Origin of the sequence: Staphylococcus piscifermentans (assembly GCF_900186985.1) — a bacterium.
Classification (GTDB): domain Bacteria; phylum Bacillota; class Bacilli; order Staphylococcales; family Staphylococcaceae; genus Staphylococcus; species Staphylococcus piscifermentans.
The window spans coordinates 1,053,734-1,064,811 of sequence record NZ_LT906447.1 but is presented as its reverse complement, the minus strand read 5'-3'; the positions used below and the strand labels follow the sequence as shown (position 1 = coordinate 1,064,811).

The following is an 11,078-nucleotide window of genomic DNA, read 5'->3' as shown; positions in this document are numbered from 1 at the left end:
CCCAATTATTGTTGGGACGTTTTTTTATTTGAATCTACGGGGGGAATCTTTGTGAGAAGCGACCAAATCAAAAAAGGAGATCAACAAGCTCCAGCAAGAAGTTTACTTCATGCTACAGGACAAATTAAAGAACCAACAGATATGAATAAACCATTCGTTGCAATTTGCAACTCTTATATCGATATCGTTCCAGGACATGTTCATCTCAGAGAATTAGCGGATATCGCTAAGGAAGCCATTAGAGAAGCGGGTGCTATCCCCTTTGAATTCAATACAATCGGCGTAGATGACGGTATCGCTATGGGACACATCGGAATGCGTTATTCATTACCATCCAGAGAAATCATTGCAGATGCAGCTGAAACTGTCATCAATGCACACTGGTTCGACGGTGTCTTTTACATTCCGAACTGCGACAAAATCACACCGGGCATGTTAATGGCAGCAGTCAGAACAAACGTCCCTGCTATCTTCTGCTCAGGCGGACCCATGAAAGCAGGTTTATCTACACAAGGTAAAGCACTCACACTTTCATCCATGTTTGAAGCAGTCGGCGCATTTAAAGGCGGTTCTATGACACAGGAAGAGTTCTTGGATATGGAACAAAATGCCTGTCCGACTTGCGGGTCATGTGCCGGAATGTTTACCGCTAATTCAATGAACTGTTTAATGGAAGTGCTTGGACTAGCCTTACCATATAACGGTACAGCATTAGCAGTTTCAGACCAAAGACGTGAAATGATTCGACAAGCTGCTTTCCAATTAGTAGACAATATCAAGAATGACTTGAAACCAAGAGATATCGTCACTAGAGAAGCATTAGATGACGCCTTTGCTTTAGATATGGCGATGGGTGGTTCAACGAATACAGTATTGCATACTTTAGCCATCGCAAATGAAGCGGGTGTCGATTATGATTTGCAACGTATTAATGAAATCGCAAAACGTACACCTTATCTTTCTAAAATAGCCCCAAGCTCATCTTATTCGATGCATGATGTGCATGAAGCTGGCGGTGTACCTGCTATCATTAATGAATTAATGAAAAAAGAAGGCACATTACATCCAGATAGAATCACAGCTACAGGAAAAACTTTACGAGAGAACAATGAAGGTAAAGAAATTAAAAATGAGGACGTTATCCATCCATTAGATAATCCTTATGACAAAGAAGGCGGACTATCAATCTTATACGGTAACTTAGCACCTAAAGGCGCAGTCATTAAAGTCGGCGGCGTTGACCCTGAAATCAAAGTCTTCAGAGGCAAAGCAATATGTTTCGATTCACATGATGAAGCAGTTGAAGCTATCGATAATCACACTGTAAGAGAAGGACATGTCGTAGTTATCCGTTACGAAGGTCCTAAAGGCGGACCAGGAATGCCGGAGATGCTCGCACCTACTTCATCTATTGTAGGACGCGGTCTAGGCAAAGATGTTGCTTTAATTACAGACGGCCGCTTCTCAGGTGCTACTCGCGGTATCGCTGTAGGACATGTTTCACCTGAAGCTGCTTCAGGAGGTCCAATCGGATTAATTCATGATGGTGATGATATTACTATCGACTTAACAAATAGAACATTAGATGTTGAAGTTTCAGATGAAGTATTAGAACAACGCAAAGCAGAAAGAAAACCATTTAAAGCGAAAGTTAAAACAGGTTATCTTGCACGTTACACAGCACTTGTAACCAGCGCCAATACAGGAGGCGTTATGAAAGTACCAGATTATTTAATCGAGGAGTGATGCTTTATGTCTAACCCACAAATGACAGAACATACAAATGTTGCACAAAGCACTCAAGCAGAACGACTGAACGCTGAAACCGCACCTACTAAAAGAAGCGGTTCAGAGTTGTTAGTCGAAGCATTATTGAAGGAAGGAACTGAACAAATCTTCGGTTATCCAGGTGGTGCTGTACTTCCTTTATACGATACATTTTACGACGGCAAAATCAGACATATCTTAACAAGACATGAGCAAGGCGCAGTTCACGCTGCTGAAGGTTATGCACGTGTTTCTGGCAAACCTGGTGTTGTGGTAGTAACCAGCGGTCCTGGTTCTACCAACGTTATCACTGGAATTGCGGATGCGTACAGCGATTCATTACCACTCGTAGTCTTTACCGGTCAAGTTGCTACACCAGGTATCGGTAAAGATGCGTTCCAAGAAGCGGATTTACTTTCCATGACTACACCGATTACCAAACACAATTTCCAAGTGAAACATCCTGATGAAATTCCAAGTGTAGTCCATCAAGCATTTCATATTGCGAACACAGGTCGTAAAGGCCCTGTAGTAATTGATTTCCCTAAAGATGTAGGCATTTTGAAATCAGAAGCTGAGGTCACTGATGAACTTGATTTACCAGGCTATCATTTAGCAGATACACCTGAACCTTCAGATATCGATTATGTATTAGCAAAATTAAAAGATGCTAAGAAACCAGTACTATTAGTCGGCGCTGGTGTCAGACATTCTCAATCAGGGCCGCAACTTACTGAATTTGCTGAAAGGCATCAAATCCCTGTAGTAACAACTTTACATGGTTTAGGTACAATTCCTTTTGAAAATCCCCTATTCTTGGGAATGGGTGGTATGCATGGATCTTATGCAGCCAACATGGCATTGTCAGATTGCGATTTATTGATTAACTTGGGCAGCCGTTTCGATGACAGACTAGCAAGTAACCCAAACGAATTCGCGAAACATGCAACTATTGTACATGTAGATATCGATTCTTCTGAAATTGATAAAATCATCAAAACAGACTTAGGTATTGTAGCTGATTGCAAACTTGTTCTTGAATCATTCTTACAGGGCAGCAATCATTATACAGACCACGAAGCTTGGGTTGATTATTGCTTGAAAAATAAAAAAGATCATCCTTTCGCTTATACAGATGAAGAAGCTGATGTCTTCAATAAACCTCAAAAGGCGATTGAATATATCGGCGAACTCACAAATGGTGAAGCCATTGTGACAACAGATGTAGGTCAACATCAAATGTGGGCAGCTCAGTTCTATCCATTTAAAGATCATAACCAATTTGTAACCAGCGGCGGATTAGGTACTATGGGATTCGGTATTCCGTCAGCAATCGGTGCAAAACTAGCATCACCAGATAAAACGGTTGTTTGCTTTGTCGGTGACGGCGGTTTCCAAATGACTAATCAAGAAATGGCCATCCTTAATGAATACGGTTTAGACATCAAGATTGTACTAATCAACAACGGTACGCTCGGTATGGTAAAACAATGGCAAGATAAATTCTTTAATCAACGCTTTTCACATTCGGTATTCAACGGACAGCCAGATTTCCAAAAATTATCTGAAGCCTATGGCGTTAAAAGTTTCTTAATTGATGATCCGTCACAATTAGAGTCAGAACTCGATGCGGCATTCTCCTACAAAGGACCCGCTCTAATTGAAGTCAGAATTTCACCAAAAGAACCTGTATTGCCTATGGTTCCTAGTGGAAAAGCTAACCACGAAATGGAGGGTGTACTATGAGACGCACATTCAAAACACAAGTATTAGATAAATCAGGTACTTTAAATCGTTTAACCAGTACGTTTTTACGTAGACAATTCAATATTGTAACGCTGAGTGTAACACCAAGTACACAACCTGGTATTTCAGATTTAACTTTTGTAGCTGAACTTGATGAAGTCAATCATGTTCAATCTCTAATCCGTCATTTAGAGAAACAAGTGAATGTTTTAACTGTACAAGATGTTACAGATACAAGCACTTACAGCGTAGAACTATTATTAGTCAAAGTAGCAACACCTTCTGATAACGAAGTTTTATATGATTTAATCCAACAAAATGATGCGCTAGTGTCAGTATTGAAAGAAGAAGATGGTTTTACCTACTTGCAAGCGGCAGGCAACGAAGCTTCTTTAAATCAATTGCTCGAACAACTATCATCATTAGAAATAGCACAAGTTTCTCGCACAGGAACAGCAGCTTTATTATAATTTGAATATTTAGAATATTCAAATTGAAAAACAACAAAATTTGGAGGAATTTATTATGACAAAAGTTTATTATGATGAAACAGTAAAAGAAGATGCTTTAAAAGGCAAAAAAATTGCAGTAGTTGGTTATGGTTCACAAGGCCATGCCCATGCACAGAACTTAAAAGACAATGGTTATGACGTTGTAATCGGTATCCGTCCAGGACACTCTTTCGATCGTGCTAAAAAAGACGGCTTTGACGTTTATCCTGTTGCTGAAGCAGTAAAACAAGCAGACGTTGTAATGGTTTTATTACCAGATGAAATTCAAGGTAAAGTTTATGAAGAGGAAATTGCTCCTAACTTAGAAGCTGGTAACGCATTAGCCTTTGCCCATGGATTTAATATCCATTTCGATGTAATCAAACCACCTAAAGATGTAGATGTATTCTTAGTAGCTCCTAAAGGACCAGGACATTTAGTAAGACGTACTTTTGTTGAAGGAAGCTCTGTACCTGCCCTATTTGGTGTCGGACAAGATGCAACTGGCAATGCTTTCAATTTAGCCTTAAGCTATGCTAAAGGAATTGGCGCAACTAAAGCCGGTGTTATCGAAACTACATTCAAAGAAGAAACAGAAACTGATTTATTCGGTGAACAAGCTGTTCTTTGCGGCGGTGTTACTCAATTGATTCAAAATGGTTTTGAAACTCTTGTTGAAGCAGGCTATCAACCTGAACTTGCTTATTTTGAAGTATTACATGAAATGAAATTAATTGCTGACTTGATGTATGAAGGCGGTATGGAAACAATGCGTTATTCAATTTCAAACACAGCTGAATATGGTGACTATGTTTCAGGTCCACGTGTTATCACTCCAGATGTAAAAGAAAATATGAAAGCAGTATTGACTGATATCCAAAATGGTACATTTGCTAATAACTTTATCAAAGATAATGAAAATGGATTTAAAGAATTCTATAAACTACGTAAAGCAGCTCAAGGTCACCAAATTCAAGGCGTTGGTAAAAAACTTCGCGAAATGATGCCTTTTGTTGAAAACAAAACTATTGAAGAATAATTAAAAAATCAGGAGGTTGTTTATTATGAGTCATATTCAAGTATTTGATACAACACTAAGAGATGGAGAACAAACACCAGGGGTCAGCTTTTCGTTCGATGAAAGATTAACAATTGCTAAACAATTAGAAAAATGGGGAGTCGATGTAATCGAAGCAGGCTTTCCTGCATCGAGTCAAGGAAGTTTCGACTCGGTCAAAGCTATATCTGAAACCTTAACTAAAACAGCAGTTGTCGGCTTAGCTCGATGTAAAAAAAGCGATATTGATGCAGTATACGAAGCAACAAAAAATGCTAAGTACCCACAATTACACGTATTCATAGCATCTAGCCCTATCCACTTAGAGCATAAACTTAAAATGACTCAAGAAGAGTTGCTAGAAGCAATTACAGAAAATGTAAGTTACGGCAAATCTTTATTCGATGTAGTACAATTCTCTCCTGAAGATGCCACACGTACTGATTTAGATTTCTTAGTCAAATGTGTGCAAACTGCTGTAGATGCAGGTGCATCAATAATCAACATCCCTGATACAGTCGGGTACAGTTATCCTTCTGAATTTGGAAATATTTTTAAAGTACTTAATGAAAAAATCAAAGCTGAACACGAAGTTATTTACAGTGCTCACTGTCATGATGATTTAGGTTTAGCTGTAGCAAATAGTATGGCTGCAATTGAAAACGGAGCAATGCGTATTGAAGGTACTATAAATGGTATTGGCGAACGTGCTGGTAATACTGCCCTAGAGGAAGTCGCTCTTGGTTTGTATGTGCGTAAAGATCATTATGGCATTGAAACTAATTTGAAATTAGATGAAACCAAAGCAACGTCTGATCTAGTTGCAAGCTTTGCAGGTATTCGTGTTCCTCGTAATAAAGCAGTTGTCGGTCAAAATGCTTTCAGTCATGAATCTGGAATCCATCAAGATGGTTTCTTAAAACATCCTGAAACTTACGAAATCATGACACCTCAACTTGTAGGTATTAAATCATCTGAATTACCGCTAGGCAAATTGTCAGGTAAACATGCCTTTGCAGAGAAATTGAAACAATTAGGTTATGATATTTCTCCTGAAAAACAAGTGGAATTATTTAAACAGTTCAAATCAATTGCTGATAAGAAGAAAAATGTTTCAGACCACGATGTACATGCTCTTGTTCAAGGTCACACTCATGAAACAAATGCTGCTTATCAAGTAGAAACTTTGCAACTCCAATTTGTTTCTGAGGGCGTGCAAAGTGCTGTGGTTGTATTGAAAGATCACGAAGGTAAAGAATACCCTTCGGCAGCTATCGGCACAGGTTCAATCGTAGCAGTTTACAATGCTGTTGACCAAATTTTCAAAGCGCCATCTGAATTGTTAAATTATCAAATCACTTCAGTAACTGAAGGTTCAGATGCTCAAGCACAAGTAAACGTTGAAATTCGTATTGATGGCCGTATTTATTATGGTATCGGTGTCGATCACGATGTCTTGTTAGCATCATGTAAAGCCTATGTAGAAGCTAATTCAAATCATCTAGCTGAGACAGCGAGAGAGGACGGCGTTGTTTCATGAGTTATCGCGTAACAGCTTTGCCCGGCGATGGTATTGGTCCTGAAATTTTATCAGGTACTTTAAAAATTTTAGAAAAACTCAGTAATAAATACAATATTGATTATCAAATAGAAACACATGATTTTGGAGGAGCCGCCATAGATAACTATGGCGATCCTCTTCCAAAAACTACTTTAGAAGCCTGTGAGAAATCTGATGCTATTCTGTTAGGGGCGATTGGCGGTCCGAAATGGGATCAACATCCTAAACGTCCAGAATCTGGCTTACTTGCACTACGTAAAAATTTGGAACTCTTTGCTAATTTACGTCCTACTAAGGTTGTTGAAGGTGCAACTCGCTTTTCACCTTTAAAAGAGGAACGGGTAGCTGGAACAGATTTTGTCATTGTACGTGAATTAACTGGCGGTCTTTACTTCGGAGAACCTAAGCAATTAGAAGAACAGCAAGCAATTGATTCCTTAACTTATACCAAAGCAGAAATTGAACGTATTGCTCATGCTGCCTTTCAATTAGCTGAAAGCAGAAATAATAAATTAACTTCTGTCGATAAGGAAAATGTCTTAGCCTCTAGTAAATTATGGCGTCAAACTATTAATGAAGTTGCTGAAAATTATCCTAACGTAACTGTTGAACATTTACTAGTGGATGCATGCAGCATGCATCTCATCACACGACCTACGCAATTTGATGTCATTGTGACTGAAAATTTATTTGGAGACATTCTCAGTGACGAAGCTTCAGTAATTCCTGGATCTCTAGGCCTCTCACCTTCTGTCAGCTATGGACAAAGAGGCACTAAACTTTATGAACCCATTCATGGTTCAGCTCCAGATATTGCAAATCAAGATATTGCAAACCCGACAGGTATGATTTTGTCATTAGCAATGTGCTGTCGAGAAACATTTGAAAATAATGCAGCGGCTGAAGAATTAGAAAACATTGTATATCAACTTATTAAAGATGGCGTGACCACTCCTGATTTAGGTGGAACAGCGCATACATCTGAAATTTTCAATCAAATATTACAACAACTTTAAAGGAAGTGATTAAGATGGGAGAAACTCTATTTGATAAAATCTGGAATAGACATGTGCTCACTGGCAAAGAAGGTGAACCACAATTATTATATATCGATCTGCATCTTATTCATGAGGTTACTTCGCCACAAGCCTTTGAAGGATTAAGAATTCAGAAGCGGCCACTGCGCCGTCCTGATTTAACTTTTGCTACAATCGATCATAATGTACCTACTGAAGATATTTTCAACATTAGAGATGAAATTGCTGCAACTCAAATTAAAACATTGCAAAATAATTGCGCTGAATTTGATGTAAAGCTCTTTGATAACGGGACTGATCAACAAGGAATCGTACATATGGTAGGCCCAGAAATGGGTTTAACTCAGCCAGGAAAAACAATTGTTTGCGGTGATTCTCATACTGCTACACATGGTGCCTTTGGTGCGATTGCTTTCGGTATTGGTACTAGTGAAGTAGAGCATGTGTTTGCTACACAATCGTTATGGCAGACTAAACCTAAAAATTTACTCATTGATATCAATGGAGAATTGCCTCAAGGTGTCTATGCTAAAGATATTATTTTATATCTGATTAACCAATATGGCGTTGATTTCGGTGCTGGATATGCACTGGAATTCGGTGGTTCTACAATGCGCAACCTTTCAATGGACGCAAGAATGACCATTTGCAATATGGCAATAGAAGCAGGTGCTAAGTATGGTCTCGTTCAACCTGATGAAACAACTTTTGAATATGTTAAAGATAGACCTTATGCTGATCTGACACCAGAAAAATTGGAATATTGGAAAACGCTGTATAGCGATGAAGATGCGCAATTTGATCGTGTCATCAAATTAGATGTTACCAATCTTGAACCGCAAGTAACTTGGGGAACAAGTCCAGAAATGGGCGTAAGTTTCAATACTCCCTTCCCTACAATTGAAAATATAAATGATGAGCGTGCTTATCAATATATGGGACTAAAGCCAGGCGAAAAAGCTGAAGATATCGAATTAGGATATGTTTTCTTAGGTTCATGTACGAATGCGCGTTTGTCAGATTTGGTCGAAGCAAGTAAGTTTGTTGAAGGTCGCCATGTACATCCTAATATCACTGCTATAGTCGTACCAGGATCTAGAAGCGTAAAACATCAAGCTGAATCACTAGGACTTGATAAAATCTTTAAAGAGGCCGGTTTCCAATGGCGCGAACCTGGATGTTCTATGTGTCTTGGAATGAATCCGGACCAAGTGCCAGCCGGAGTACATTGTGCCTCAACGAGCAACCGTAATTTTGAAGGGCGTCAAGGTAAAGGTGCAAGAACACATTTAGTGTCTCCTGCTATGGCAGCAGCCGCTGCAATTGAAGGACGCTTTGTTGATGTCAGAAAATGGGAGGCGGTCGCACATGCTTAAAATTGAACCTATTACAGAATTTAAAGGCAAAGTCGGCGTATTATTTAATGACAATATTGATACAGACCAGATTATCCCTAAAGTCCATTTAAAAGGCGTTTCTAAAACGGGTTTAGGGCCCTTTGCCTTTGATGAATGGCGTTATTTAGAAGATGGAAGTGAGAATCCAGATTTTGAATTGAACCGACCTCAATACCGTGGTTCATCAATTTTAATTACCGGTGATAACTTTGGATGCGGTTCGAGCCGTGAACACGCTGCTTGGGCTCTAAAAGACTATGGTATCCAAATTATTATTGCTGGCAGCTTCAGTGATATTTTCTATATGAATTGTACTAAAAACGCAATTTTACCTATTGCTTTAGATCGAAACGAAAGAGAATATCTCTCTGAGTTTAAAGAACTAGAAATAGATTTACCTAATCAAAAAGTAATAACACCAGATAAAGAAATTCATTTTGATATTGATTCTACTTGGAAAAACAAACTTGTCCAAGGCTTAGATGATATTGCAGTTACATTGCAGTATGATGATGAGATTAAAAAATACGAAGAATCATATCAATAATTACAAGGAGTGAGCGGAAATGACTGTACAAACTGCTGTATCAGCAAAAGATATAGAAGACGCTTTTTTAACATTACAGCCGATTGTAAAACAAACACCTTTAGAAAGAGATCATTATTTATCTTTAAAATATGATTGTAATGTTTATTTGAAAAGAGAAGACTTGCAATGGGTAAGATCATTTAAATTGAGAGGCGCATATAATGCTATAGAAGCATTGACAGACAACGAGAAAGCGAAAGGAATTACATGTGCAAGTGCAGGAAACCATGCACAGGGAGTTGCATTTACAGCGAAAAAGCTTAATTTAAATGCCGTTATCTTTATGCCTGTCACTACTCCTCTTCAAAAAATTAATCAAGTTAAATTTTTCGGTGGAGAGAATGTTGAGATTATCCTTGTTGGTGATACATTTGATGATTGCTTGAAAGAAGCTTTAGAGTACACTGATGAGCATAAAATGAACTTTATCGATCCTTTTGACAATGTTAATACCATTGCTGGTCAAGGTACAATTGCAGCTGAAATTTTAGATCAAGCTGAAGAAGAAAATATAGACATTGATTATCTTTATGCAGCTATCGGAGGTGGCGGTTTAATTTCAGGTGTAGGCACCTATTTTAAAGCAGAATCTCCACACACTAAAATCGTCGGCGTAGAACCGCTAGGAGCAGCAAGTATGTTTACATCGGTAGTATTAGAAAAACATCGTGTTAAATTACCAGCAATTGACAAATTTGTAGACGGAGCTTCTGTTGCTCAAGTAGGCAGAATCACTTATGATATTGCCCAACAAGTTGTAGATGAGTATCTGCAAATTGATGAAGGTGCAGTTTGTTCTACTATCTTAGATATGTACTCCAAGCAAGCAATTATTGCAGAACCTGCTGGTGCACTAAGTGTAGCTGCTTTAGAAGCTCATAAAAATGAAATTAAAGGTAAAACAGTAGTTTGTATTATTAGCGGCGGTAATAATGATATCAACCGTATGAAAGAAATCGAAGAACGTTCTCTTCTATACGAAGAAATGAAACATTATTTTATTTTTAACTTCCCTCAAAGACCTGGTGCTTTAAAAGAATTCGTTAATGAAGTGTTAGGACCTAATGATGATATTACTAAATTCGAATATCTGAAAAAATCCTCCCAGAATACTGGTACCGTAATTATTGGTATTCAATTAAAAAATCACAACGACTTAACGAGATTAAAGGAAAAAGTTAAAGAGTTCGATCCCTCAAATATTTACATCAATGAAAATAAAATGCTTTATTCCTTACTGATATAATTATAATTGACCATAAAGTATTGAAGCTGTATATCTTATACTATTCTTCTTGTAGTGTAAGATATACAGCTTTCTCTATGATAAATACAAAAAAGGCAATAAAAAAAAGACCTCGAACTCGAGATCTCAATGCGGCTCATCGCATCCATTAAATATATAACTTACGATTATACATTCAAAACTAGAT

The 11,078-nt window shown here is 38.1% G+C and carries 9 protein-coding genes; all 9 read left to right on the top strand.

Features of this window, described 5'->3' with window-relative positions; all coding sequences use genetic code 11:
• The first annotated feature begins 51 nt into the window (after positions 1-51).
• The 9 genes from ilvD to ilvA are packed head-to-tail and all read left to right on the top strand — an operon-like array spanning position 52 to position 10,891.
• Positions 52-1,746 carry a dihydroxy-acid dehydratase gene (gene ilvD, locus CKV71_RS04765; RefSeq protein ID WP_095104371.1) on the top strand — a complete coding sequence of 565 codons (1,695 nt, stop codon included), beginning with the start codon at positions 52-54 and terminating at the stop codon, positions 1,744-1,746.
• 6 nt (positions 1,747-1,752) lie between these two features.
• Complete coding sequence (gene ilvB, locus CKV71_RS04760) at positions 1,753-3,513, top strand: biosynthetic-type acetolactate synthase large subunit (protein ID WP_095104369.1); 1,761 nt, start codon at positions 1,753-1,755, stop codon at positions 3,511-3,513.
• Positions 3,510-3,983 carry an acetolactate synthase small subunit gene (gene ilvN / locus CKV71_RS04755; RefSeq protein ID WP_095104367.1) on the top strand — a complete coding sequence of 158 codons (474 nt, stop codon included), beginning with the start codon at positions 3,510-3,512 and terminating at the stop codon, positions 3,981-3,983. The genes ilvB and ilvN overlap by 4 nt, the downstream gene beginning before the upstream one ends.
• A 55-nt stretch (positions 3,984-4,038) precedes the next feature.
• Positions 4,039-5,043 carry a ketol-acid reductoisomerase gene (ilvC, locus tag CKV71_RS04750; protein ID WP_095104365.1) on the top strand — a complete coding sequence of 335 codons (1,005 nt, stop codon included), beginning with the start codon at positions 4,039-4,041 and terminating at the stop codon, positions 5,041-5,043.
• Positions 5,044-5,065: 22 nt separating this feature from the next.
• A complete protein-coding gene (locus tag CKV71_RS04745; RefSeq protein ID WP_095107240.1) occupies positions 5,066-6,601 on the top strand; it encodes a 2-isopropylmalate synthase in 1,536 nt (511 codons plus the stop codon).
• Entirely contained in the window at positions 6,598-7,638 is a 1,041-nt protein-coding gene (leuB, locus tag CKV71_RS04740) for a 3-isopropylmalate dehydrogenase (protein ID WP_095104363.1), read from the top strand. The genes CKV71_RS04745 and leuB overlap by 4 nt, the downstream gene beginning before the upstream one ends.
• 14 nt (positions 7,639-7,652) lie before the next feature.
• Positions 7,653-9,035, top strand: a complete 1,383-nt coding sequence (leuC, locus tag CKV71_RS04735; protein ID WP_095104361.1) for a 3-isopropylmalate dehydratase large subunit — start codon at positions 7,653-7,655, stop codon at positions 9,033-9,035.
• Positions 9,028-9,603 (top strand): 3-isopropylmalate dehydratase small subunit, encoded by a 576-nt coding sequence (leuD, locus tag CKV71_RS04730; protein WP_095104359.1) that lies wholly within the window; start codon positions 9,028-9,030, stop codon positions 9,601-9,603. The genes leuC and leuD overlap by 8 nt, the downstream gene beginning before the upstream one ends.
• Before the next feature lie 19 nt (positions 9,604-9,622).
• Positions 9,623-10,891, top strand: a complete 1,269-nt coding sequence (gene ilvA, locus CKV71_RS04725) for a threonine ammonia-lyase IlvA (RefSeq protein WP_095104357.1) — start codon at positions 9,623-9,625, stop codon at positions 10,889-10,891.
• Positions 10,892-11,078: the final 187 nt, after the last annotated feature.